This is a genomic window from Streptomyces sp. NPDC088097 (genome assembly GCF_044741845.1).
Classification (GTDB): Bacteria; Actinomycetota; Actinomycetes; order Streptomycetales; family Streptomycetaceae; genus Streptomyces.
Genome location: NZ_JBIUTJ010000002.1, coordinates 557444 through 581803, shown reverse-complemented (window position 1 = coordinate 581803; position 24360 = coordinate 557444). Strand labels below are relative to the sequence as shown.

Below are 24360 nucleotides of genomic sequence, written 5' to 3'. Positions count from 1 at the left end.
GGCCCGGTGGCGGCCCCGGGGCGCGTCCGCAAAATCCCGCCTGCCCGGCGGCGTCCGGCGGGACTTTGCGGGCACGCCCTAGGCTGGAGCGACCATGAGCCTCAGAGTCCGACTCCGTGTCCCCACGTCCCTCCAGGTCCGGCGAAAGCGGGGGGAGCGGCCGCAGGGGCCGCCCCGGCCGGCCGGGAAGGCCCGGCCTCCGGGTGCGATGGCGCAGCTCGCCCGGGTGTTGCGGACGCCCGCGCGGCCCGGTGAGCCCCTGTTCGCGGGGGCGCCCCGGTGGTGGCAGCGGATGCTGCCCTTCGCGGTGGCCGCGGTGTTCGTGGTGACGTTGATGCCGGTGACCATCGTGGTACTGACCAACGACTACCGGGCGGGCGGCGGCTGGGCCGGGGCGCTGGGGGTGGCGCAGACCGTACCGCTGCTGCTCGCGGTGACCCGGCCGCTGGTCGCCTGGGGGCTGGTGCTGTTCGCCGACGTGGCCGGGGCGGTGCTGCTGATCTGGGCCGACGGGGTGGCGGGGCACCCTTGGCCGTGGACGCCGATGATCATCATCGGCTACCTGATGGTGATGGCCTGCCTGGGGCTGCGGGAGTCGATCCGGACCCTGGTGGGGGTGTGGCTGGCGACGGGCGCGGTCGGGGTGGTGCTGGGCTTCTTCGAGCCGGCGGGGGTGACGACCACGGTGGCCCTGCTGTTCGTGCTCAGCGGTGTCGTACTGGCGCTGACGGGCGCCCTGCGCGGCCTGGGGGACGCCCAGCAGCGGATCGCCGAGCAGGAGAGCATCAGCGAGGCGGAGCGGTCCCGACGCACCCTGCTGGAGGAACGGGCCCGCATCGCGCGGGAGTTGCACGACGTGGTGGCGCACCACATGTCGGTGATCACGGTCCAGGCCGATTCGGCGCCGTACCGGCTGCCGGGCATGCCGGAGCCCGTGTGCGAGGAGTTCGCCTCGATCGCGGCGGCGGCCCGCGAGTCCCTGGGCGAGATGCGGCGGCTGCTGACCGTGCTGCGCGGGGACGGTACGCACGTGGGCTCGCTGGACGGGGAACTGGCTCCGCAGCCGGGCATCCTGCGCGTCCAGCAGCTGGTGGAGGCGACCGTGCGGGCCGGGCAGCCGGTGGAGTACTCCCTGGCGGTGGGCGCGGCCGAGGGGGTGGCGCCGGCCGTGGACCTGTCGGCGTACCGGATCGTGCAGGAGGCCCTGGCCAATGTCGTCCGGCACGCGCCGGGCGCCCGCACGAGGGTGTCGGTGACCCGCTCCGCCGAGGACGAGGTGCTCGTGCTGGTGGTCAACGGCCCCGCCGAGGACCCGGTGGTGGAGTTGGAGCGCTCGGGCACCGGGCACGGCCTGGTGGGGATGCGGGAGCGCGTACGGTTGACGGGCGGGACCCTGGACACGGGGCCGCTGCCCGAGGGTGGCTTCCGCGTCGCCGCCCGACTTCCCCTGAACCCCCCGAGCGAGGAACCCAGTTGACCATCCGCGTGATCATCGTCGACGACCAGGCCATGGTGCGGGCGGGGTTCGCCGCGCTGTTGTCCGCCCAGGCCGACATCGACGTGGTGGGCGAGGCTCCCGACGGGCGCCAAGGCGTGCTCCTCTCGCGCACGGTCCACCCCGACGTGGTGCTGATGGACGTGCGGATGCCCGAGCTGGACGGCCTCTCGGCGGCGCGCGAACTGCTCGATCCGCCGCCGGGCGTGGTGCACCGCCCCAAGGTGCTGATGTTGACCACCTTCGACATCGACGACTACGTGTACGAGGCGCTGCGCGCGGGCGCCTCCGGGTTCCTGCTGAAGGACGCGCCGCCCGCCGACCTGATCGCGGCGGTCCGGGTGGTCGCCTCGGGCGAGGCGCTGCTGGCCCCCTCGGTGACCCGGCGCCTGATCGCGGACTTCGTCAAGCAGCGGCCCGCGCCCCGCAAGGACCCGGCGCTGCGGCTGAACGGTCTGACCCCGCGCGAGACCGAGGTGCTGGAGCTGATCGCGCGGGGCCTGTCGAACCAGGAGATCGCCGCCCACCTGGTGCTGGCCGAACAGACGGTGAAGACCCACATCGGCCGGGTGCTGGGCAAGCTGGACCTCCGTGACCGGGCCCAGGCGGTGATCTTCGCCTACGAGGCGGGCCTGGTCCGCCCCGGCGACACCGGCTGAGGGCGCGCGCGGGGGCGGTTCCTCCTCCACCCCCTACCGGGGTATGACATCCGGGTTGGCTCCCCGGTGCGATGCCCCTCCGGGTACCTCCTTCCTACCTTCCTCCTCGTCACGAGGAGAGGAGAAGGGGCATGCGCCGCTTCGCAAGGACCCTGGGGGCGGCCGCGCTGGCCGTGTCCGTCGTCGCGGGGACCGCCGGTTGGGCTTCCGCCGACGCTCAGACGGCGGTCACCGGACCGCCGCCGGGCTCGGCCGCCTGGCGGGCCGACACCACTACGGCCGGTCGGCCGCTGCCGGATCCGCAGACCGCCTCCCCCGCCGAGGTCGCGGCGTTCTTCGCCGGGCTGGACGCCGGCCGGCAGCGGCAACTCGTCCTGGCCCACCCGTTGGTGGTGGGGAACCTGGACGGGGCGCCCCTCCCCCTGCGGTACGAGGCCAACCGGCTGGCCGTCACCGCCACGGGCAAGGCCCGCTACGCCTCCCTCGGCGCCCTCGGCCGCCACGTCCTGGCCTTCGACCCGCGCGGGCGGGGCCAGGTCGCCGAGGTGTTCGGGGACCTGGAGAGCGCAGGGCACGTCGCGGTGATCGTGCCGGGTTCGGACAACGACGCGGCCTCCCACGACGCCCCGCGCAAGCCCGCCACCGGCCCGGCGGGGATGGCCCGCGCGCTGCGGGCGGCGGCGGGGCCGGACACCGCCGTGGTGGCGTGGACGGGCTACACCACCCCGGTCGGGATGGGCCTGGACGCCGCCGACGGACGGCTCGCCGAGGCCGGCGCGGCCCGACTGGTCCGCTTCACGGCGGGGTTGCGCGCGGTCGGCGCCCCGGCGCCCGCGCTGTTCTGCCACAGCTACGGCTCCGTGGTCTGCGGGCTCGCGGCCCACGACACCGACGCCCGCGACATCGTCGTCTACGGCTCTCCGGGCGTGCGGGCGGACGACGTCGCCGGGCTGCGCACCCGGGCCCGGGTGTGGGCGGCGCGCGGCCCCTCCGACTGGATCGCCGACGTGCCGAACGTGGAGGTCGCCGGGATCGGCCACGGCGCCGATCCCACCTCGCCCGCGTTCGGGGCCCGGCGGATCCCGGCCGACGACGTACAGGGGCACACCGGCTACTTCGCCCCCGGAACCCGCTCCCTCGCGGCCTTCGCCGCCATCGCGAACGGAGCGGCCCGATGAGCACGCTCACCGCGCTGCGCGCCGCGGCCGACCGGATCGAGCGGCGGACCCCGGCGCACCGCGACCGGGCCGTCGACGGCCTGCGCGCCCTGGCCCTCCTCGCCGTGCCGACCGGGCACTGGCTGCTGGGCGGGTTCACCCTCGACGCGGACGGCGGGCTGCACAACGCCAGTCCGCTGTCCTCCTTCGGCGGCCTGGCGCCGGCGAGCTGGGTGCTCCAGATGCTCGGCATCTTCTTCCTGGTCGGCGGCTACGCCTCGGTGCTGTCGTTCCGGCGGCGGACCGGATCCACCGGGGCCTGGTTGAAGGGGCGCGTCGTCCGGTTGGGGCGCCCGGTGCTCGGGGTGACGGCGGTGTGGGCACTGGCCGCGCCGGTGCTGTACGCGGCCGGGGTGCCGGAGGCCACCCTGCGGACGGGGGCCACGCTGGTGGTCCAGCCGTTGTGGTTCGTCGGGGTGTACGTGGTGGTGACCGCCCTGACCCCGTACTGCGTGCGGGCGGCGCACCGGCTCGGCGGGTGGGCGGCGGCGCCGCTGATCGCCTCGGTCGCGGTCGTGGACCTGCTGCGCTACGGACCCCTCGCGGACTCGGTTCCGTCCTGGCTGTCCGTCCTGAACGTGCTGCCGGGCTGGCTGTTCGCGTACCAGTTGGGCGTCTCGTGGGGCGAGCGGCGGATCGGGCGGCGCGGGGCGTGGCTGCTGCTGGCGGGCGGCGCCGTGTTGTTCGCGGCGCTGCTGGTGGTCTTCCACTACCCGGCCTCGATGGTGGGGGTGCCGGGTGCGGCACGGACCAACTCGCACCCGCCGTCGCTGCTGGTGCTCGCCCTGGCCTCGGCCCAGTCCGGTGCGGCGATCCTGTTGCGGGACCGGCTGGCCCTGCTGCTGGAGCGGCCGGCGCTGTGGGCGCCGGTGGTCGTGGTCAACCTGTGCGCGATGACGATCCTGTGCTGGCACCAGAGCGCCCTGCTCGCGGCGGCCGTCCCGGCCTCGTTCGTGGGCGGGGTGGCCGGGCTGACGACGGCCCCCGACTCCCTCGGGTGGATCCTGGCGCGGGTGGCGTGGATGCCGGTGTTCGCGGCCCTGCTCGCCCTGATCACCCGCTACGCGCGCCGCTTCGAGGCCGCGCCGGCGCCGGGGACCCGCCGCGCGAAGGCCGTGCGGCGGGCCGTGGCGGGCGTGCTCGCCGCCGGGTTCGCGGTGTTCGCGCTGGGGCTCGCGTAACGTCCGCCGAACACGCGAGAGCGCCGCTCCTTTCGGGGAGCGGCGCTCTCGTCGTGTACGGGCCCGTGGGTACGGGTTCGCGGGGTACCGGGTCCGTCGGTGCGGGACCGCCCGGTCAGGCGATGGAGGCCGCCACGATCGCCGCGACCGCCAGGTTGCAGGACGCCGTGACCCAGACGGCCGGGTGCGGCTCGGGGTCGACCACTATGGCGCCGAGCTTGCCGGGGGTCACCAGGTCCAGGACCAGGAAGGCCACGCCCATCAGCACCAGGCCGAGCAGGCCGAAGGCAGCCGTGGAGAGCAGCCCCTTGCCGAAGTCGTCGTAGGTGGTCCAGATCGAGGTGAAGACGATGGCGCCGATGCCGAGGAGCGCGGAGCTGAGCAGGAGGGCCGCGTTGCGGTTGCGCTCCTCCCAGATCTGCTTCGGGAGCTTCCCGGGCGTCAGCACGTCCACCAGCACGATGCCGAGGATCAGCAGCACCAGGCCGAGGGCGCCGTAGGCGCTGGTCCGGCCAAGTCCGTTGATGATGTCGCTCATTGAGAAGCCTGTCTCCGGGTGAGTGGATGAGGAGGTGTCCAGAAGGTGCCGTGGGGAGGCCGAATCTATCGCACCACCTTCCCCCGGACCATGGGGAGGTCAGGACATGGCAAAGGCCGGGGCCGCGCGGGCCGGCAAGGTGGGGGCCCGCCGACGAGCGCCGGCGCGGCGATTGCAGGCGTATCCAGGTGTATCCGGGTGTATCCAGGCACATCGGGGCGCACCAAGGCATACCGAGGCGGACTGGGGATGCGACGCGGAGGGCCGTTCCCCGATGACGACACCGGACTCCGGCGGGCCGGCCGAACACCCGCCTCCGGAAAGCGAGTTGACGACTCCCTCGGGTGAGCGGCGGGGCGTTCCTTGACCTGAAGTCCGGTAGAGGTCCTAGCGTGTGCCCCATGGACATGGAAGTCACCGCCTGGCAGTCGCTGCACAGCGCGCTCAACGCCCGACAGGAACGTCGCCCGCTCTCCCGGGCGAGCCTGCGCCGGATCGCCGATTTCGCCCGCCCGCACCGGCGCGGGCTGACCCTCTTCCTGCTGCTCAGCGTGGTGGGCGCGCTGCTGGCCGTGGCCACTCCGCTGCTGGCGAGCCGGATCGTCGACGCCATCGTGCAGGGCCCGGACGCCAAGGGCGGCAGCGGCGACGGGACGGTCACCCGGCTCGCGTTGCTCATCGCGGTCATCGCGGTCGCCGAGGCGGGGCTCGGGCTGCTGACCCGCAAGCTGTCCTCGACCCTAGGCGAGGGGCTGATCCTCGACCTGCGGACGGCCGTCTTCGACCACGTGCAGCGGATGCCGGTCGCCTTCTTCACCCGGACCCGGACGGGCGCGCTGGTCAGCCGCCTGAACAACGATGTCATCGGCGCGCAGCGGGCGTTCAGCAACACCCTCTCCGGGGTGGTCTCCAACACGGTGACCCTGTTGCTGACCCTGGGCGTGATGCTGACGATCTCCTGGCAGATCACGGTGCTGGCCCTGGCGCTGCTCCCGGTGTTCGTTCTGCCGGCCCGCCGGATGGGGGCCCGGATGGCCGGAATGCAGCGGGAGGCGTCGGAGCTGAACGCCGCGATGGGCACCCAGATGACGGAACGGTTCTCCGCGCCCGGCGCCACCCTGGTGAAGCTGTTCGGGCGCCCTGCGGAGGAGTCCGCCGAGTTCGCGGCGCGGGCCGCCCGGGTGCGGGACATCGGGGTCCGCACGGCGATGGCCCAGTCGGCCTTCATCACCGCCCTCACCCTGGTCTCCGCCCTGGCCCTCGCGCTGGTCTACGGCCTCGGCGGCCACTTCGCCCTGCGCGGGAGCCTGGAGGCCGGCTCGGTCGTGGCCCTCGCCCTGCTGCTGACCCGGCTGTACGCACCGCTGACGGCCCTGGCCGGGGCCCGCGTCGAGGTGATGAGCGCCATGGTCAGCTTCGAGCGGGTCTTCGAGATCCTGGACCTCAAGCCCCTGATCAGCGAGAAGCCGGACGCCCGCAGGGTGCCCGAGGGGCCCGTCTCCGTGGAGTTCGACGGGGTCACCTTCGCCTACCCCTCCCCCGAACAGGTCTCCCTGGCCTCCCTGGAGGAGGTGGCGACCCTCGACTCTCGCGGCGGCACCGACGTCCTGCACGAGGTGTCCTTCCGCGCCGAGCCCGGCCGGATGATCGCCCTGGTCGGCTCCTCGGGGGCGGGCAAGTCGACGATCGCGCAGTTGCTGGCCCGGCTGTACGACACCGACGCGGGCGCGGTCCGCCTCGGCGGGATCGACGTGCGCGACCTCAGCGCCGACTCCCTGCGGGAGACCCTCGGCATGGTCACGCAGGACGGGCACCTGTTCCACGAGTCTGTACGGTCCAACCTGCTGCTGGCCCGGCCCGAGGCGACGGAGGACGAGGTCTGGGAGGCCCTGCGCCGGGCCCGCCTGGACGGGCTCGTCGCCTCACTCCCGGACGGTCTGGACACGGTGGTCGGCGAGCGGGGCTACCGGCTCTCGGGCGGGGAACGCCAGCGGCTGACCATCGCCCGGCTGTTGCTGGCCCGCCAGCGGGTGGTGATCCTCGACGAGGCCACCGCACACCTGGACAACTCCTCGGAGGCGGCCGTGCAGGAGGCGCTGACAGAGGCCTTGGCCGGACGCACGGCGGTGGTCATCGCGCACCGGCTGTCGACGGTGCGGGCGGCCGACCTCATCCTGGTGGTGGAGGACGGCCGGATCGCGGAGCGCGGCACGCACGCCGAACTGCTGGCGGCCGGGGGGCGGTACGAGGAGCTGTACCGTACGGGGTTCGCGGCGCGACACCCCGCGCCGGCGCCGGGCGAAGCCGCGGACGTCGTGTCGGACGGCGCGCCGGTCGTCACCGGCGGATGATGCCGGGAGGCCCCGGCGCGCCGTACCGGTGGGCCGGGCCGCTACCGAGGGAGTGAGCCATGGACATCAAGCTGGAGCTGGTCGCCGTCCCCGTCTCCGACGTGGACCGGGCCAAGGCCTTCTACGAACGGCTCGGCTTCCATGCCGATCACGACGTCACGGTCAGCGAGGACATCCGGTTCGTCCAGCTGACCCCTCCGGGATCGGCGTGTTCCATCGCCCTGGGCAAGGGGCTGACCCGGATGACCCCGGGCTCGTTGGACAACCTCCAGGTGGTCGTCGCCGACATCGAGGAGGCGTACGCGGACCTGCGGGGTCGCGGGGTGGAGGTGACGGAGATCCAGGACATGCCGTGGGGGTCGTTCGTCTACTTCTCCGACCCCGACGGCAACGGGTGGGCCGTCCAGCAGACCACGCCCCGTACGGCGGCCGGCTGATCCGAGCCGACCGCCGGACCGTCGTGCCGCTCGACCCCGTGCCACTTGACCTTCAAGTGGGATGAAAGTCGACAATCAAGTCCATGGACGGCACTACTTCCGCGACACCCGACCCCGACGCCCCCCTCCTCATGGGGATCAGCGCCTTCGCCCGGCGGGTCGGCCTCGCCCCGAGCGCCCTGCGTTTCTACGACGACTGCCGCGTGCTGGCCCCCGCCCACGTGGACCCCGCCACCGGCTACCGCTCCTACGCGCCGGCCCAGGAGGCGCGGGCCCGGCTGCTGCGCGGCCTGCGCGAGGCCGGGCTCGCCCTGCCCGACGTGGTCACCGTGCTGGACGGTCCGCCCGAGCGGGCCCGGGAGGTGCTGGAGCGCCACCGGGGAGCGCTACGGGAATCCGGTCGGGCCTCCGACGCCGCGATCCGCGCGGTCCTGAACTCCCTCCCCGGGGGCCCCGACCGCACCCTGATCGTCCTCGGCGGGGCCGAACTGGCCGGCGCCGTGCGCCAGGTGGCTCCCGCCGCCGGACGGGATCCGGCGCACCCGGTCCTGGGCCGGGTCCTGCTGGAGTTCGACGAGGACGAGGTCCGCCTCGTGGCCACCGACCGCTACCGGCTCGCGCTGCGCACCCTGCGCCCCGCCTCCGTGACGGGCCCGCCGGGACAGGTCCTGGTGGAGGCTCCCGAGCTGCTGGAGCTGGGCCCCTGGGCCGCCCGGTCGGCGGAGGTCACCCTGACGGCGGGTCCGGCCGGGACCCCGCTGCTGGTCCGGGGGTCGGGCGGCGCACGCGAGGTGGCGCCGGCCGAGGGGCCCTACCCCGCCTACCGGGACATGCTCGCCGCCATGGCCGCACTCCCCGCCCCCGTCCACCGGGTGGTGGTGGACCGGGCCGCGTTGCTCGCCGCCCTCGGCGCGTGCGGGGAGGCGGCGGCGGTGGCCCTGGAGTTGGGGCCCGACCGGCTGCGGGTGGCGGACACCGAGCTGGCCGCGCTGTGCGCGGAGCCGGCCCCGGTGCGGATCGGCTTCGACCCGGCGGTGCTGGCGGCCGCCCTGGAGGCGGGAGTCGGGCCGGACATCCTGCTGGAGATCCCTGCGGCGCCCCGCCCGGCCCTGGTGCGCTCCGCCGACCAGGGGAGCTTCACCACCCTCGTCATGCCCGTCGCGCCGCCTCCCCCGGGCCGGGGCACGTCATGGAACCCCGAACGGACCGGCTCGTGAGCCCGTGCGTGGGCCCGCGCGCGAACCCGCCAACGGGCCCCGAAGGCAACCCGAACGACGCGAAGAGGAACACCATGGACCCCGAGAACACCGTCGTCGGCCTCTGCGCCCGGGGCATGGCCGCCGAGGCCGCCGACCGGCCCTCCGAGGCCCGGGAGCTGTTCCGCCAGGCCTGGGAAGCCGCCGACGACGACTATGAGGCCTGCGTCGCGGCCCACTACCTCGCCCGGCACCAGTCCACCCCCGAGGAGACGCTCCGCTGGAACCTGCTCTGCCTCGAACGCGCCGACCGGGTCGGCGACGGGCGCGTGCTCCCCTTCTACCCCTCGCTGCACGGCTCGCTCGGCCGGGCCCACCTGGAGCTGGGGCAACCGGCCGAGGCCCGGGGCCACTTCGAGTCGGCGGCCGCCCGCCTCGGCGACCTCCCCGCTGGCCCCTACGCCGACTGGCTGCGGTTGCGCATCGCCGAGGGGCTGCGCGCCACCGGGCCCGCGCCCACCGAACCCGAACCGCTGCGGGCCCTGCTGGAGGCGCTCTGCGCCCGCGCCGACCTGGCCTCGCTCGCCCTGCTGCTGCCGCCGTACGTGGAGGACCTCGGGCGCCCCGAGGACGCCGAGCGGATCACCGGCGCCCTGCGGATGCTGCACGCGGAGCGGCGGCTGCCGCCGACCGAGCAGGCGGCGCTCGCCGAGGTGATCGGCCCGCGCGGCTGAAACCGTACGACGGACGACTCAGAGCGGGTCCGACGAGGACCGGCCGCGCAGGGCCCGACCCTCGCGCACGCCCTCGTCGAAGGCGGCCTCATAGGCCCGGTCCCCGAGGGCGTCCCGGGCGGTGCGCTCCAACTCCTCGCGCATCAGAGCCAGTTCCGGGGTGCCCCGCTGGGGGTGACCGACGGCCTGCCAGTAGGCGTGGCCCGTCCCGTAGGCGCGCGCCGCGTCCGCTTCGTCGCCGTTGGCCGCCTGCGCGGCGGCCAAGAGGTCCAGTCCGAGCGCGGTGCCGAAGCTGTCCCCCAGCTCCCGCTTGCTCTCCAGCATGGACCGGGCGTGGTGGGCGGACTCGGCGGAGCGGCCCTCGAACAGGCAGATCAGGGCGAGTTGGTAGTCGATGTAGGACCGCATCCAGTACTCCTGGCGCTCCACGCACCCGGCCCGCAGGCCCGCCACCTCGGCCCGCGCGTCGTCGAGGAGGCCGGTGGCGGTGAGGGCGAACACGCGGACCAGGTGGCAGCGCAGTCGGGGCGCCGAGTCGAAGGGCGCGCCGGGGAAGGCCTCCAGGGTGTTCTCGGCGACGATCCGGGCGGCCAGGGGCCGGCCCGCGAGGAGGTGGCTGAGGCCCAGCAGGTAGGCGGCGTCCAGGGCGGGGCGGGGATCGGCCCCGGGCAGGCCGGCGGCCAGGACCTCGCAGCCCACCGCGATCCGGTGGGCGTCCTCGTGCTCGCCCTGGAGCAACCGGGTCACCCCGAGGGCCCACAGGGCGCGCATCCGGCCGGGCGGGTCCGCCTCCTCGGGGCCCGCGACGGCCAGGGCGCGTTCCAGGTAGGCCCGGGCCACGTGGAGGTAGCCGGAGCAGACCCAGAAGAAGCCGACGCGTCCGGCCAGTTCGACGGCGAGGGCCGGAGCGGTGGCCAGGTAGTGGTCCAGGGCCGCGCACACATCCCCGTGGGCGGCGGCGACCCGCCGGTAGGCGGCGCGTTGTCGGGGCCCGAGCCAGTCGCGTTCCGACGCCCGCACCAGGTCCAGGACGTACGCGGCGTGCCGGGCGCGCAGCGCGTCCCGCTCGCCGACCCCCTCCAGCCACATCGCGCCGTACTCCCGGACGGTGTCGAGCATGCGGTGACCGGCGCCCCCGTCGGGTCCGGCGGGCCCGACGCGGCGCACGACGGACTTGGCCACCAGCGCGGCGAGCAGGGTCGGCACCTCCCCGGCGGTCAGCGGGGGCGCGGAGCAGACGACGCGGGCGGCGCGCTCGTCGAAGACGCCGCCGAAGACGGACAGCCGCAGCCACAGCAGGCGTTCGCGCGGGGCGCACCATTCGTGGCTCCAGCCGATGGCGGTGCGCAGGGCCCGGTGGCGGGGCGGGTGCGTCTCGCGTCGGGCGGAGAGGGGGCCGATCCGGCGGGCGAGGCGTTCGGCGAGTTCCTCGACGGTGTGGTCCGCCAGTTGGGCGGCGGCCAGTTCGAGCGCGAGGGGGATGCCCTCCAGCCGGTCGCAGACCGCGCGGGCGGCGGCAAGCCGGCCCGGCGTCCAGGGGGCGGGCACGTCGGGGCGGGCGATGTCGTCGGCCCGCGCCGTGAAGAGGGCGAGCGCCTCCGCCGCGTCGTGGTCGTGCGGCAGCGGCCCGACCTCCACCACGTGTTCGGCGGGCAGGCCGAGCGGCTCCCGGCTGGTCAGGAGCAGGACGAGGTTCGGGGCGGCGCCCAGGAGGTCCGCCACGAGGGCCCGTACGGCGGGCAGGAGGTGTTCGCAGCAGTCCAGTACGAGGAGCAGCCGGCGCGGCCCGATCCACTGGCGCACCGCTTCGGCGAGGGCGCGCGGGGTGTGGTCGGCGAGGTCGAGGGCGTCCGCGACGGTGTCCACCAGCAGCCGGTCGCCGGGCAGCGGGGAGAGGTCGGCCCAGTGGATCCCGTCGGGAAAGGATCCGGCGGCGTGGCGCAGGCCCTCGCGGGCCAGTCGGGTCTTGCCGACACCGCCCGGCCCGGTCAGGGTGATCAGCCGCCGTCCGGCCAAGGCCGCGCGCAGGGCGGCCAGTTCCTCCCCGCGCCCCACGAAGGAGGCGTCCCCGTCCGCTTGTTCATCGCCCTCGGCACGTCCCAGTCCCAGCACGCGTCCAGTCTCCCGCACGACACACGGGGCGCGCACCGTTCGGGCGGAGCCGGTTCAGCCCGAACCGGCGGCGGAGGCCGGGCGGCGGCGACTACGGGGCGAGGACGTCCAGCTCCTCCAGGGCCCCGAGGGCGATCTGCCGCGTCAGCGCCTCCGCGCGTCCCGCGTCCCCCTCCCGTACCGCCTCGGCCACCCGTACGTGCAGGGTGACGGCGGCCGGGTCGGGGTCGTGGAACATCACGGAGTGCTCGGTGCGTCCGGTGAGCACCTCGGCGACGACGTCGCCCAGGCGGGCGAACATCTCGTTCCCGGAGGCGTTCAGCACCGTGCGGTGGAAGGCGATGTCGTGGTGGAGGTAGCCCTCCAGCTGGTGGCCGCGCGAGGTGCGGACCATGCCGAGGGCGGCCTCGGTGAGCTGCGCGCACTGCTCGGGGGTGGCCCGGGTGGCCGCCAAGCCCGCCGCGACCGGTTCGACGGCCGAACGGAGCACCGTCAGGGAGCGCAGTTGCCGTGGGCGGTCGGTGCCGGCGAGCCGCCAGCGGATGACCCGGGGGTCGTAGACGTTCCACTCCTCGTCGGGGCGCACGGTGACGCCCACCCTGCGGCGGGACTCGACGAGCTGCATCGACTCCAGCACGCGGACCACTTCGCGGACGACGGTGCGGGAGGCCTCGAAGCGCCCGGCGATCTCGTCGGTGCGCAGCACGCTGCCGGGCGGGTACTCCCCGGCCGTGATCGCGAGGCCGAGGGTGTCCAACACCTGGATGTGGAGTCCTGGTCCCGGACTGCCTTCGGTCGTCATGGCGTAAGCGTACGGTGACGGCCCGGTGAACCAATGGTGTGATGTTTTACCGACGGACTCTTGAATAAGTAGTACTTAATGCGGTTCAGTGGTCCCCACCCGGGCCTCCCCCCTCCCGGGCCGATGTCAACGAGGACAGCGAGGTACGACGTGAGCTCCCAGCGCGTCATTGTGGTGATGGGCGTCGCCGGCACGGGCAAGACGACCGTGGGCCGACTGCTCGCGGAGGCCCTCGGCCTTCCGTACGCGGAGGGCGACGCCTTCCATCCGGCCGCCAACGTGGCCAAGATGTCGGCCGGAGTCCCGCTCGACGACGCCGACCGGCGCCCCTGGCTGGACGCGATCGGCGAGTGGATCCGCCACCGGTCCGGCCAAGGCGGTGGGGTGGTCGCCGCCTCCTGCCTCAAGCGGGCCTACCGGGACCGGCTGCGCGCCACCGCCCCGGACGCGGTCTTCGTCCACCTGTCCGGCGACCGCCCGTTGATCGAGCGGCGCATGGCGGACCGCAAGGGGCACTTCATGCCTCCCTCGCTGCTCGACTCGCAGTTCGCCGCGCTCGAACCGCTCCAGGCGGACGAGACCGGCACCGCCGTCGACGTCACCGGCACCCCCGAGGAGATCACCGAACGGGCCCTGGCCGCCCTGCGCGACCTCAACGTCGCCCGTTAGCCCTCCTCGGCTCTCCTTCCCCCATCGGACCCCCCTTTCGGCCCGGGTTCCGCCCGGCTCCCCGACGATCACGCCCCGAAAGGAAGCATCACCGTGACCGGTCTCAGCGTCGAGACTCTCCTGCCCCTGGCCGCGGCCGCCCCCGAACCCATCACCTCGGCCGGTGACGTCCGACTGGGCCTCGCCGTCCTCGCGGGCATCGCCGTCATCGTCCTGCTCATCACCCGACTCAAGATGCACGCCTTCCTGGCACTGACGGTGGGCTCCCTGGCCCTCGGGTGCTTCGCGGGCGCCCCGTTGAACAAGACCATCGCCAGTTTCACGGCGGGTCTCGGTGCCACGGTCGCGGGCGTCGGCGTCCTCATCGCGCTCGGTGCGATCCTCGGGAAGCTGCTGGCCGACTCCGGCGGCGCCGACCAGATCGTCGACACGATCCTGGCCCGGGCCAAGGGTCGGGCCATGCCCTGGGCCATGGTCCTGATCGCCTCGGTGATCGGGCTGCCGCTGTTCTTCGAGGTCGGCATCGTGTTGCTGATCCCCGTGGTGCTGCTGGTCGCCAAGCGCGGCAACTACTCCCTGATGCGGATCGGCATCCCGGCGCTGGCCGGCCTGTCGGTGATGCACGGGCTGATCCCGCCGCACCCCGGGCCGCTCGTCGCCATCGACGCCCTGCACGCGAACCTGGGGGTCACGCTCGCCCTCGGGGTGGTCGTCGCCATCCCGACCGTGATCATCGCCGGGCCGCTGTTCTCCCGGTACGCGGCCCGCTGGGTGGACATCCCGGCGCCGGACCGCATGATCCCCGAGCGCCCCTCGGCGGAGTCGCAGCATCGCCCCTCCTTCGGCGCCACCGTCTTCACCATGCTGCTGCCGGTGGCCCTGATGCTGGTCAAGGCCCTGGTCGACATCGTGGTCGACGACCCCGCCAACGGGGTGCAGAAGGTCACCGACGTGGCGGGTTCCCCGTTGATCGCCCTCCTCGCCGCCGTGTTGGTGGGCATGGTCACGCTCGGCCGGGCGGCCGGATTCACCCGGGCGCGGCTCTCGGTCACGGTGGAGAAGTCCCTCGCCCCGATCGCGGGCATCCTGCTGATCGTGGGTGCGGGCGGAGGCTTCAAGCAGACCCTGATCGACGCCGGCGTGGGCCGGATGATCCTCGACCTGTCGCAGAGCTGGTCCATACCGGCCCTGCTGCTGGGCTGGCTGATCGCGGTGGCCATCCGCCTGGCGACCGGTTCGGCCACGGTCGCCACCATCTCGGCGGCCGGCCTGGTGGCCCCGCTCGCGGCGGGCATGTCCACCACCGAGACAGCGCTGCTGGTGCTGTCCATCGGGGCGGGCTCGCTGTTCTTCAGCCACGTCAACGACGCCGGGTTCTGGCTGGTGAAGGAGTACTTCGGGATGACCGTCGGCCAGACCCTCAAGACCTGGTCCGTGATGGAGACCATCATCTCGGTGTGCGGTCTCGGCTTCGTCATGCTGCTGTCGCTCGTCCTCTGAAGCGGGCCCCCGCCCGCCAACGCGGCCCCGGCCGCCGGCTCGTCCCCGCCCGTCTCCTCGCCCCCGGTGCCTCAGTGGCGCCGGGGGCCGGCGCCGTCCAGTTGCGCGGCGGCCAGGGCGAAGCCGTCGGCGGCGGTGGAGCAGCGGTCCGCCAGGGCGGTGACCTCGGCCCGCAGGGCGTCGGCCTGCGGGCCCCGCCACTCCAGGGCCGCGGCTCCCGCGCGCAGGCGCCGGGCGTGGGAGCGCAGGGTGGCGCAGTGGCCGCGCAGTCCGTCGGCCGGGGCGGCCCCGGCGTCCGGGGCGGGCAGTGCGGGAGGCATGGGAGGCGCGGCGGGCCGGGTGCCGCGGCGCGCTCCGGGGCTCGGGCGGTCGCTCACGGCGTCCTCCAAGGGGTCTCGCCGGGCGCGGAGAGCGGGAGGAGTCGGGTGCCCGTCACCGTTCCCTCGATGGCGGCGGCCCCCGCTCCGGGCGACCGGACCAGGCGGGTCCGGGCGTCCGCGGGGACGCGGGCGTCGGCCGGGGAGCCGACGGTGACCAGGTGGGTGACGGCGTAGACGGCGGTGAACTCCCGGTCGCGGGCCAGGTCCATGGCGGTGACGGCGCCCATCCGGTGTCCGACGAGGGCCAGTTCGGTACCGGACGGGATCAGCGCGCGGACCGCCCGGGCCATCGCCCGCACCTGCGCGGAGTCCCGGTCGGGGAGTTGGAGCACGTGGATCGTGCGTCCGCCGGGGCCGGTCACCCGCTGAACGAGCAGGGCGTCGGCCGCGCCGATCAGGACGGCGTTGCGGACGTAGCCGGCCAGGGTGCCGCTGGTGTCGAGGGCCTCCAGCACCCCGGCGTCCGGGGGCGCCTCCTCGGAGGGGCCCCGGGCGAGGAAGGCCCGTAGGGCGGCGCCGATGCCCAGGAGGGGTTCGGCGGTCACCGCCCGGCCGGTGGCGACCTGCCAGCCGGCATGGTCGTTGAAGGGGTTCTCGTCCGTCAGGGCGTGCCAGGCGAGGATGTCGGCGAAGGACGGGGCCAGCAGGGTGTACGCCTGCCCCGCGCCGCGCTCGCGCACCAGCGCCCGGAAGGCCCGGGCGGCGTCGGCCTGCCGGTCCTCGGCGACGGCCCGCAGCACGGCGGCGCAGCCGGGGTCCGCGAGCAGGTCGGGGCGGCCCACGCTCGCGACGCGGATCCGCGCCTTGAGCCCGCAGACGGCCGTGCTCACGGCGAGGCTCTCCCGGCGGGCCAGTACCCCGGCGAGCCAACCCGCCCGGGCGACGCCGCGCCCGCGCGGGGCCCAGCCGAGGCCGGCGGGGTCGGTGAGGGTGCGCAGCAGGGTCCGCCAGGCGCGTCGGCGGCGGTTGCCGCCCGCGAGGAGGGCCCGGGCCGGCAGTCGGGAGCCGAGGGCGATCCCGGAGGCGTACCGGGCGGCCTCGCCCACGGCGTCTGCGGCCTCGGCCAGTTCCCGACACAGGGCGTCGAGCGTGTCGACGTCCGGGTCTGCGGCCAGAGCGGTCACGGCGTCGGACATGGGCTCCTCGCGGGGTGCGACGGGGGTGCGGCGGCCGGGGTACGGCCGCCGGTGGGCCCCGGACACGGCCCGGGGATCCACGTTCGGTGACGTCGGCTTCACCGTACGTCGGTCCCCCGGGGCGCGCGCCCCGACTGCGCTACGGGAGTGGGTCGAGGCCCCTGAGCAGGGCGGCCGCGTCGAGCCCGGTGTCGAGGTAGTCGGTGAACAGCTCGTTGTGCAGGGCGTGCGGCGAGCGCCGGCTGCGGATCAGGGTGATCGCTTCCGCGGGGGCCATGCCCCGGTCCACGAGGCACTGCGCGACGACGAGGCCGGAGCGGTTGTAGCCGTGGAAGCAGCGCACGAGGGTGCGCCGGCCCGCGTCGAGGGCGTGGGCGGCGCTGCGGGCGAGTCCTTGGACCGTGTGGAGCTGCCCGGCGGTGAGCGGCGCGTCGGGGACCACCCCGACGAGGTGCTCGACGTCCGGGTGGGGGCCGTGGCCGGGTCTGCTGTAGAGGCTGATCACGAGGTCGAACTCCTCGCCCGGGACGGCGGCGCGTTCGGCCCCGTCGGGGCCGGCCCAGACGTGGCCGCCCATCCAGAGTCCGGGGATGATCTCGTCCCACGGGGTCGTGGGGACCGGGGCGTCGGGATTCTTCCAGCGGGTCTTCGTCATCGTTCGGGGAGCGTACAACAGGCTTTCAGATCGCGGGAGTTGCCGCGAAGGCGGTATCTCGGAAGGCCGTTCGCAGCGGGGCGGAGGGCGGGGCCGCGCGGCCCGGCAGGAGCAGGGCCCAGCGGTCGTGGCGCGGGGCGATCCACAGGGCCGGGCCGGATCCGGGCCGTGGGTGGTGGGCCCAGATCCCGCTGCCGGCGGGGTGCCAGAGCAGCCCCCGGGCCGGGGTGAGTTCGCCGGTGCGGATCCGCAGGGAGTCCGCCGTCCAGGCACGCGGGACGGGGTGGTCGGCGGTGGACAGGAGGTGGCGCAGGAAGCGCACCAGGTCGGCGGGGGGTGCGTACAGGGTGCCCTCGACGGCGCGGGTTCCGGCCATGCCGAGCGGGGCCCAGATCCGCCGTGCGGCGTAGTCGGCGAGCGGACCGGCGCCGAGGTGCTCGGCGAGGCGGGTGAGGGCGGCGAGGGCGGGTCCGTCCTCGCCCCGGGTCAGCAGGTGGTGGGCGGTGGCGCCGGCGGGGAGGTCGGCCGCGTCCGGCACCCCGTAGGTGGCGAGGGGGGTGTGGAGCGACAGCTCGCCCTGGCCGACGAGGCAGCCGAGGACGGGCCAGAGCGCGAGGACGCCGATCAGTGAGCCGACGTCGAGCGGGGTGTCGGCTCCGTCCGCCGGGCCGTGGTGGAGGGTGTCGCCCGATCCGGTCGCCCAGACGGCGTCCGGGTCGGCGGTGCGCACGAGGGCCTCGATCCGGGCGGCCTGTTCGCTGTGCGGGGTCATGTCCGGCACGGTACGTCGGTCCGGGCGGCCGTCGGGGCAGGTCGGGGGGAAGCCGCCGGGGAGTCGCCGCCCGCCACCCGAATGCCGGGGGCGGACGGCGGAGCCCGGCGGCCCGGGAGCCCGGGGCCCGCTGCGGACCGCGGGCTCCCGGGCCACCGGCTACGGCCTGTCGGGCCGGTCGGTCACCCGGAGGGTGTTGACCAGCGGCTTGCCGAAGCCGCTGTGGGTGACGAAGCGGACGTTGAGCACCCCGTCGGTGACCTTGACCGTGTAGGTCCGCTTCAGGGCGGTGTAGGGGCCCGCCTCCAGGGAGATGTCCAGGGAGGGCAGCACCAGGGCGTCTTCGGCCAGGACGTCGAAGACCCGCTTGTTCGGCTTGGTGGAGGACACCTCGGAGAAGCCGAGCTCCACGGTGTAGGTGCCGTTGGGCACGTTGTCGAAGCGGTACTCGTACATGCCCTCACGGGCGTTGCGGAAGAGCCGCTGGTCGTCCGTGCCGGCGATGGCGCGGCCGGTGGACCGGACGGTGGAGCTGCCCTGGTAGCCGTAGGAACCGGGGGTGTACTTGCGGTCCGGGGACCAGCCGTCTCCGGCCGCGTCGGTGCCCGCCTGGTCCGCACCGGTGTCCAGCGCGGCCTGGTAGCGGGGGACGACGAGCTTGACCGGGACGGTGAGGACGGGGCTTCGACCGCTGACCGAAGTGATCTTCAGGTCGGCGCTCAGCACCGCGCCGGGGGCGAGGCCGGCGGTGTCCACGGTCAGGGAGACCGGGGCCCGCCCGCCGGTGGGGAGGTTCCCCTGGGCCGGGGTCGCGGTCAACCAGGGGGCGTCCTCGGCCACGGCGTAGGCCGTGTCGAGGCCGGGGTTGGTGAGGTCGAGGGTGCGGGTGCGCCGCTGCCCGGCGGGCAGGACGACCTCCAGGGAAGAGGCGCCGGCCGTCACCCGGCCGGTGCGCAGGGACCGCGTCACCGTCGTGACGTCGGCGGCCTTGACGTCGAGGTCGGCCCGGGCGGCCTCGTAGGAGGGCGCGGTCAGGGACACCGTCCGGGGACCGGAGGGACTCTGGACCACGTAGCCGCCGTCGGCCGCGGTGGTGGCGGAGACGGCCGAATCGCCGCTGCCGACGGTCACGGTGGCCCCGCCGACGCCCGCTCCGTCGTTGGCGTCGAGGACCCTGCCGGTGACCACGCCGCTGCGGGTGGTGCGGAAGCCGATGGACAGGCCGTCGCTGAGGACGGCGGTGTTGAAGGAGTACGCGAAGGCGTCGGTGCCGGCCGCGTTCTCCACGCCGACGGTGGCGGAGGAGCCGCCCTTGATGCCGGTGCCTCCGGTGCCCTTGTAGGAGTAGGTGACGGCGCCGTCCTCGCCGATGGAGGCCGAGAAGGAGAAGGTGTCGGCCTGCGCCGACCAGTGGGAGACCTGGCGCCACTCGATGACGTAACTGCGGTGCGGCGCGGTGCCGGTGACGGCGGTGAAGACGCCCGAGCCGCTGCCGGCGGCGCCGACGACCAGGTCGTCCCAGAAGGGGTAGAGGGCGGCGTTGGGGGTGCCCGTGCTCGGGATGTCCCCGTTGACGTCGGCGGTGTTGTTGCCGCCGAAGCTGACGGTGCCGTTCGTGCCGATCCAGGCATGGCCGTACGTCTTGCCGTACAGCGGGAGCGGGAAGGGCAGGTCGACGCGCTCGGTGGTGTTGTCGCCGGTCAGCGCGAGTGGGTGGTCCCCGACCGGGTACGGGCGACTGCCCGGGGCGGCGCAGGCGTAGCCGTAGCCGTCGGTGCGCTCGGGCAGGTCGACGGCGACGGTGGTGTCCCCGGTGACGGTGACCCGGGCGGCGCCGGCGGTCACGCAGCGGGAGGGGTGGGTGGCGCCCACGGTGTAGGTGCCGTGGGGCACGGTGACCCGGAAGCGCCCTTGGGCGTCGGTGGTCGCCGTGAGCGGGGTGTCCGCGAGGATGACGGTCGCGCCCGCGGCCGGGCCGGCGGCGGAGGAGACGGTCCCGGTGAGCGTGCCGGAGGGGGCCTGGAGGAGCGTGAAGTCGCCGGTGGTGGTGGCCTGTTCGGTGACGGTGGCCGTCGCGGTCCGCGGTCCGTAGCCGAACTTGGCCGCGGTCAGGCTGTACGCGCCGACCGACAGGGAGGCGAAGCGGTAGCCGCCGTCGGCGGCGGTGGTCGCCGTACGGTCGATGGGGCCGTCGGCGGTGACCTTCACGCCCGCGACGGGGGCGCCGGAGCCGTCGCGGACGGTGCCGGCCAGGGAGCCGATCGCGCCGCGCGGGGCGGCGGCGACCGCGGCGAGCGCGTCGAGGCGCCCCTCGCCGAAGACGTTGTTGTCGGCGGCGCTGCCGCCGCACTGGGAGCTGTCGGTGTCCAGGGCCGTGCCGTCGAGCAGGGCCTCGGTCTGCGCGACGTCGCCTTCGAGCGCGGGCGCGGCCGACCAGAGCAGCGCCACGGTGGCGGCGGTGTGCGGGGAGGCCATGGAGGTGCCGGAGAAGGACTCGTAGCCGCCGCCGGGCACGGAGGAGCGGACGTTCACGCCGGGGGCGGAGATGTTCGGCTTGACGATGCCGCCGGGGCCCGCGCCGCGCGAGGAGAAGGAGGCGACGGCGCCGTTGATGTCGAAGGCGCCGGAGCTGTAGGAGGCGGCGTAGTCGCCGGGCGAGCCGCTCGTGGAGCAGCCGGGTCCGGCGTTGCCGTTGCTGAACGCGGGGAAGATCCCGGCGGCGCGCCAGGTGTCGACGACCTGCTGGTACCAGGTGTCGCCGCCCGATCCGCCCCAGGAGTTGTTGACCACGTGCGGGGCCAGGTCGGGTCGCGGGTTCTGACCGGACAGGTCGGTCGGGGCGACGATCCACTGGCCGGCGGCGAGCAGGGAGGCCTCGGAGCAGGAGTTGGACTCGCAGCCCTTGGCGGCGATCCACTTGGCCCCGGGTGCCACACCGATCTTGTTGGCGCCGCCGTCGTCGCCGACCATCGTGCCCATGGTGTGGGTCCCGTGGTCGTTGTTGTCGCACGGCGCCGCGCTGGCGCAGACACCGGCGGGGTCGAACCAGTTGTAGGCGTGGTCGTAGGTCCCGTCCGCGTTCTTGCCGCGGTACTGGTTGTTCACGGCGGGGTGGGTGTAGTCCACGCCGCTGTCGATGTTGGCGACGACGATGCCCTCGCCGCGCACGCCGAGCTGCTCCCAGACCTGCGGGGCCTTCACGCGGTCGATGTTCCACTCGACGGCGTCGGCCGCGGTCTTCTCGCGGGCGCCCTCGGCGGGTCGGGGGAGGGTGATCTTCTCGTCGGTCGCGATCCGGGAGACCTCGGGACGCTGGGCCAGGGCGCCGGCGAGCTTCTGGGTGCCGACGACGCGGACGGCGTTCACGATCCAGTACGAGGTGTACTCGGCCTTGGCCCCGGCAAGGGCCTTCAACAGCTCGGCCTGGGTCCGGGCGGCGTGCTCCCGCTTGGTCCGCAGAACCGTTTCCGCTTTGGCGGCCCGAGTCTTCTGCCGCCCGGCCGCGGTGAGGTCGGCGGCGCTGTCGAGGTAGACCCAGAAGGCCGCCTTGTCCGCCCCGTCCAGCTGGGCGCGCAGCGCGGGCTCGATCTTGCGATCGGCGGTTCCCGGGGTGGGCCCGGGGTCCGGCGCGGCGGCGGCGACCCCCGCGCCGAGCGGGAGGAGCAGCAGGGCGGCGAGGGCGGCGAGCCCCGTCCGTAAGGAGCGCCGACCCCGGCGCGGGGCCGGGCGATGGTGCGGCGCGGCGCGGTGGTGGGATCCGCCGCTGCGACGGGATGCGTGATGCCGCGGAGCGGGGGCGTCGTGGGGTGCGGGGTCGCTGTGGGGTGCGGGGCGGTCGTGGGGTGCGGGGTCGCTGCCCGGTGCGGGGCGGTTGCCTGGTGCCACGTGGGTCTCCTCGTACGCCGTGGGCGGGTGGAGCGCTGGGGTGGAGCGGTGAGAAGGCGCGCGCGGGCTCGTCCCGGCGGCGCCGGAGGGGGCCCTGGTGACGTGCGCGGGTCATGGTCCGCGAGGCGGCATGTCCACTACAAGAGCGCCTATTGAGCCTCGCCCCCGGGCCCTACGAGCGGACAGGCCGGCATCTCGGACCGGCCGCCGGGTGGCCTTCCCGGGCGCGGCGGGCCAGCCTGGGGGCATGACCGCGCCCGCACCCGGTGTTCCGCTGCACTCCGCCCGAGGTCGGTGGATCGTCTTCGCCACCGTGCTCGGTTCGGCCATGGCCCTCCTGGACTCGACCGTGGTCAACGTGGCGCTCCCGCGCATCGGCCGCGACCTCGGCGCCGACCTGGCGGTGCTCCAGTGGACGGTCAACGCCTATCTGCTGACGATGGCCGGGCTGATCCTGGTCGGCGGTGCGCTCGGCGACCGCTTCGGCCGGCGACGGATCTTCGTGCTCGGCGTGGTGTGGTTCGCGGTGGGCTCGCTGCTGTGCGGAATCGCCCCCAACGAGGGGGTGCTGATCGCCGCCCGGGCCCTCCAGGGCGTTGGCGGAGCCCTGCTGACCCCGGGGTCCCTGGCGCTGATCCAGGGCTCGATCCACCCTGACGACCGGGCCCGGGCCGTGGGCCTGTGGTCCGGGTTCGGGGGCGTCGGGGCGGCGGTGGGGCCGTTCCTGGGCGGCTGGCTGGTGGACGGGCCCGGCTGGCGGTGGGTGTTCCTGCTGAACGTGCCGGTGGCCGCGCTCTGTGTGCCGGTGGCGCTCAGGCACGTACCGGAGTCGCGCGATCCACACGCCGCCGGACGGTTCGACGTGGCCGGGGCGGCCCTCGCCGCCACCTCGCTGGCCCTGATCACGTACGCGCTGATCGAGGCCCGCGACGGCTCGGTGTGGGTGGTGTGCGCCGCGGTGGTCGGGGTGCTGCTGGGGGCCGCGTTCGTGTGGGTGGAGCGCAGCCGGGCGGATCCGATGGTCCCGCCGGACATCTTCGCCTCCCGGCTCTTCACCGCCGTCAACCTCGTCACCCTGTGCGTCTACGCGGCGTTCGGCGGCTTCTTCTTCCTTGTCGTGCTACAGCTCCAGGTGGTGGCCGGTTACTCGGCCCTGGGTTCCGGCGCGGCGCTGCTGCCGACCACCGCCCTGATGCTGCTGCTGTCGGCCCGGGCGGCGGCGCTCGGCGAGCGGATCGGGCCGCGGATCCCGCTGACGGTGGGACCGCTGCTCTGCGCCGCCGGGATGCTGCTGATGCTGCGGGTGGGGCCGGACGCCTCGTACGTCCGGGACGTGCTGCCCGCCCTCCTGGTGATGGGCGCCGGGATGACCACCCTGGTGGCCCCGCTGACCGCGACCGTGCTGGCCTCGGTGGACCCCGGGCGTGCGGGCCTGGCCAGCGGGATCAACAACGCCGCCGCGCGGGCCGCCGGGCTGCTGGCCGTCGCCGGGCTGCCGCTGCTGGCCGGGATGGGCCCCGAGTCCTATCTGTCGGCCGACGCCTTCGACGCGGCCTTCGGACGGGCCATGCCCTGGTGCGCGGGGATCCTGGTGTTCGGGGCCGGCCTGGCCTGGGCCACCGTGCGCAAGCCCGCCGTCGGGGCCCCGCACGCGCAGTGCCGCACCCAGTGCGCGCTCACCTCCCCGTCGCTGGAGCCTCCGGAGGCGAACCCGCCGGCCCGGCGCACCTGATCGGGCCCGGCGGACGCGATGTGCTGGAGTGCGGCTGCGGACCTGACGGCGGGCACGGTCGTGACCGCCGTCGGGGTGGTGTGCGTGGTGCGCGTGCGGCGCGCCCGCGACCTGCTCGTCGCCGGGCTCCCGCTGCTGCTGGGCGCGCACCAGCTGATCGAGGCCGCCGTCTGGAGGGCGGGCGGCGGCTGCGGACCGGCGACCACGGCCTGGGCCGTCGTGGCCCTGCCGGTGCTGCCCGTCTGGGTTCCGCTGGGGGTGCTGCTCGCCGCCGCCCCCGGCGACCGGCGGCGGCTGTGGGGGCCGGCGGCGCTGGGCCTGGCCGCCGCCGCGGTGCTCGCGTACTGCCTGGCCACGAGGCCGGTGACCGCCGAGATCCGGGGTCGGGTGATGGGGTACGCCCTCGACGTGCCGTTCGCGCCGCTGGTGACGGCGGTCTACCTCGCCGCCACCCTGGGCTCCCTGCTGCTCGCCGGGGACCGCCGGCTGCGCCGACTGGGTGTCGTCCTGACCGCCGGGGCGGTGGTGTGCGCGGTCCTCTGGCGGCTGGAGTTCGCCTCGACCTGGTGCGCCTTCGCCGCCGCGGCCTCGCTGCTGGTCCTCGGCTGGGTGCGGCGCGGGCCGCCGCCGCCCGCTCCGGAGCGTGGCTACTGGTTCTCGGCGCCGAGCACGAAGAGGAGGTAGACGAAGAAGGCGAAGAGGTGGCCGACGAAGAGGTAGGCGACCAGGCGGATCACCAGTCCGCGCGGGAACTTCGACTCGATCCGGCTCCGTACGGGCGCGGTCGCCGCCGCGGGCTCGGGCGCGATCGGCCCCCGCGCCTCGTCACGGACCTGCGGGGCCGCGTCGGGCTGCGGGGCGGCGGTCGGCTGCGCGTGTGACACGTTCTCTCCCTGGGGCATGGTCGGG

Annotated in this window: 21 protein-coding genes; 12 read left to right on the top strand and 9 right to left on the bottom strand. The window is 74.9% G+C overall.

Annotated features, from left to right (window positions below):
* Window positions 1-208 precede the first annotated feature (208 nt).
* From ACIOD1_RS08570 to ACIOD1_RS08555, 4 genes are all read left to right on the top strand, one after another.
* The gene (locus ACIOD1_RS08570; protein ID WP_365617055.1) at window positions 209-1477 is read left to right on the top strand and encodes a sensor histidine kinase; all 1269 of its coding nucleotides are present in this window, start codon (window positions 209-211) and stop codon (window positions 1475-1477) included.
* Window positions 1474-2154, top strand: a complete 681-nt coding sequence (locus ACIOD1_RS08565) for a response regulator transcription factor (RefSeq protein WP_365617056.1) — start codon at window positions 1474-1476, stop codon at window positions 2152-2154. Before ACIOD1_RS08570 ends, ACIOD1_RS08565 begins: the two co-directional genes overlap by 4 nt.
* 131 nt (window positions 2155-2285) lie before the next feature.
* Window positions 2286-3332, top strand: a complete 1047-nt coding sequence (locus ACIOD1_RS08560; RefSeq protein ID WP_401901076.1) for an alpha/beta hydrolase — start codon at window positions 2286-2288, stop codon at window positions 3330-3332.
* Window positions 3329-4552 carry an acyltransferase gene (locus ACIOD1_RS08555; protein ID WP_401901074.1) on the top strand — a complete coding sequence of 408 codons (1224 nt, stop codon included), beginning with the start codon at window positions 3329-3331 and terminating at the stop codon, window positions 4550-4552. The genes ACIOD1_RS08560 and ACIOD1_RS08555 overlap by 4 nt, the downstream gene beginning before the upstream one ends.
* A 115-nt stretch (window positions 4553-4667) precedes the next feature.
* On the opposite strand, the gene ACIOD1_RS08550 is transcribed toward ACIOD1_RS08555, so the two are convergent.
* Window positions 4668-5090, bottom strand: a complete 423-nt coding sequence (locus ACIOD1_RS08550) for a DUF350 domain-containing protein (RefSeq protein ID WP_365617061.1) — start codon at window positions 5088-5090, stop codon at window positions 4668-4670.
* A gap of 401 nt (window positions 5091-5491) precedes the next feature.
* Between ACIOD1_RS08550 and ACIOD1_RS08545 the strand changes: the two genes are divergently transcribed.
* The 4 genes from ACIOD1_RS08545 to ACIOD1_RS08530 all read left to right on the top strand — a co-directional run bounded on the left by ACIOD1_RS08545 (window position 5492) and on the right by ACIOD1_RS08530 (window position 9808).
* Window positions 5492-7441, top strand: a complete 1950-nt coding sequence (locus tag ACIOD1_RS08545; RefSeq protein ID WP_365617063.1) for an ABC transporter ATP-binding protein — start codon at window positions 5492-5494, stop codon at window positions 7439-7441.
* A 59-nt stretch (window positions 7442-7500) separates the two neighbouring features.
* The gene (locus ACIOD1_RS08540) at window positions 7501-7878 is read left to right on the top strand and encodes a VOC family protein (RefSeq protein WP_365617065.1); all 378 of its coding nucleotides are present in this window, start codon (window positions 7501-7503) and stop codon (window positions 7876-7878) included.
* A gap of 83 nt (window positions 7879-7961) precedes the next feature.
* Window positions 7962-9095 (top strand): MerR family transcriptional regulator, encoded by a 1134-nt coding sequence (locus tag ACIOD1_RS08535; RefSeq protein ID WP_401901072.1) that lies wholly within the window; start codon window positions 7962-7964, stop codon window positions 9093-9095.
* A gap of 74 nt (window positions 9096-9169) precedes the next feature.
* A complete protein-coding gene (locus ACIOD1_RS08530) occupies window positions 9170-9808 on the top strand; it encodes a hypothetical protein (protein ID WP_401901070.1) in 639 nt (212 codons plus the stop codon).
* 18 nt (window positions 9809-9826) lie between these two features.
* Here ACIOD1_RS08530 and ACIOD1_RS08525 read toward each other — a convergent pair whose 3' ends face one another.
* Entirely contained in the window at window positions 9827-11920 is a 2094-nt protein-coding gene (locus tag ACIOD1_RS08525; RefSeq protein ID WP_401901069.1) for an ATP-binding protein, read from the bottom strand.
* A gap of 91 nt (window positions 11921-12011) precedes the next feature.
* Window positions 12012-12722 (bottom strand): FadR/GntR family transcriptional regulator, encoded by a 711-nt coding sequence (locus ACIOD1_RS08520; protein ID WP_401901067.1) that lies wholly within the window; start codon window positions 12720-12722, stop codon window positions 12012-12014.
* 123 nt (window positions 12723-12845) lie between these two features.
* Here ACIOD1_RS08520 and ACIOD1_RS08515 point away from each other — a divergent pair, with 123 nt between their 5' ends.
* Both ACIOD1_RS08515 and ACIOD1_RS08510 read left to right on the top strand, forming a co-directional pair.
* The gene (locus ACIOD1_RS08515) at window positions 12846-13391 is read left to right on the top strand and encodes a gluconokinase (RefSeq protein WP_401901065.1); all 546 of its coding nucleotides are present in this window, start codon (window positions 12846-12848) and stop codon (window positions 13389-13391) included.
* Window positions 13392-13484: 93 nt separating this feature from the next.
* Entirely contained in the window at window positions 13485-14891 is a 1407-nt protein-coding gene (locus tag ACIOD1_RS08510; protein WP_365617077.1) for a gluconate:H+ symporter, read from the top strand.
* Between the two features lie 71 nt (window positions 14892-14962).
* On the opposite strand, the gene ACIOD1_RS08505 is transcribed toward ACIOD1_RS08510, so the two are convergent.
* The 5 genes from ACIOD1_RS08505 to ACIOD1_RS08485 all read right to left on the bottom strand — a co-directional run bounded on the left by ACIOD1_RS08505 (window position 14963) and on the right by ACIOD1_RS08485 (window position 21719).
* The gene (locus ACIOD1_RS08505) at window positions 14963-15268 is read right to left on the bottom strand and encodes a hypothetical protein (protein ID WP_365617079.1); all 306 of its coding nucleotides are present in this window, start codon (window positions 15266-15268) and stop codon (window positions 14963-14965) included.
* On the bottom strand, window positions 15265-16407 hold the full coding sequence (locus tag ACIOD1_RS08500; RefSeq protein WP_401901062.1) for a hypothetical protein: 1143 nt from the start codon (window positions 16405-16407) through the stop codon (window positions 15265-15267). Before ACIOD1_RS08500 ends, ACIOD1_RS08505 begins: the two co-directional genes overlap by 4 nt.
* A 139-nt stretch (window positions 16408-16546) precedes the next feature.
* Window positions 16547-17062 (bottom strand): protein phosphatase, encoded by a 516-nt coding sequence (locus tag ACIOD1_RS08495; protein ID WP_365617083.1) that lies wholly within the window; start codon window positions 17060-17062, stop codon window positions 16547-16549.
* A 25-nt stretch (window positions 17063-17087) separates the two neighbouring features.
* On the bottom strand, window positions 17088-17834 hold the full coding sequence (locus ACIOD1_RS08490) for a hypothetical protein (protein WP_401901060.1): 747 nt from the start codon (window positions 17832-17834) through the stop codon (window positions 17088-17090).
* A gap of 159 nt (window positions 17835-17993) precedes the next feature.
* The gene (locus ACIOD1_RS08485) at window positions 17994-21719 is read right to left on the bottom strand and encodes a S8 family serine peptidase (protein ID WP_401901059.1); all 3726 of its coding nucleotides are present in this window, start codon (window positions 21717-21719) and stop codon (window positions 17994-17996) included.
* A gap of 247 nt (window positions 21720-21966) precedes the next feature.
* Between ACIOD1_RS08485 and ACIOD1_RS08480 the strand changes: the two genes are divergently transcribed.
* Together ACIOD1_RS08480 and ACIOD1_RS08475 are read left to right on the top strand one after the other, a co-directional pair.
* Window positions 21967-23451 (top strand): MFS transporter, encoded by a 1485-nt coding sequence (locus tag ACIOD1_RS08480; protein ID WP_365617088.1) that lies wholly within the window; start codon window positions 21967-21969, stop codon window positions 23449-23451.
* Window positions 23452-23469: 18 nt separating this feature from the next.
* The gene (locus ACIOD1_RS08475) at window positions 23470-24135 is read left to right on the top strand and encodes a DUF6629 family protein (protein ID WP_401901057.1); all 666 of its coding nucleotides are present in this window, start codon (window positions 23470-23472) and stop codon (window positions 24133-24135) included.
* On the opposite strand, the gene ACIOD1_RS08470 is transcribed toward ACIOD1_RS08475, so the two are convergent.
* The gene (locus tag ACIOD1_RS08470; protein ID WP_401901056.1) at window positions 24099-24353 is read right to left on the bottom strand and encodes a DUF6126 family protein; all 255 of its coding nucleotides are present in this window, start codon (window positions 24351-24353) and stop codon (window positions 24099-24101) included. The two genes, ACIOD1_RS08475 and ACIOD1_RS08470, sit on opposite strands and share 37 nt — an antisense overlap.
* Window positions 24354-24360: the final 7 nt, after the last annotated feature.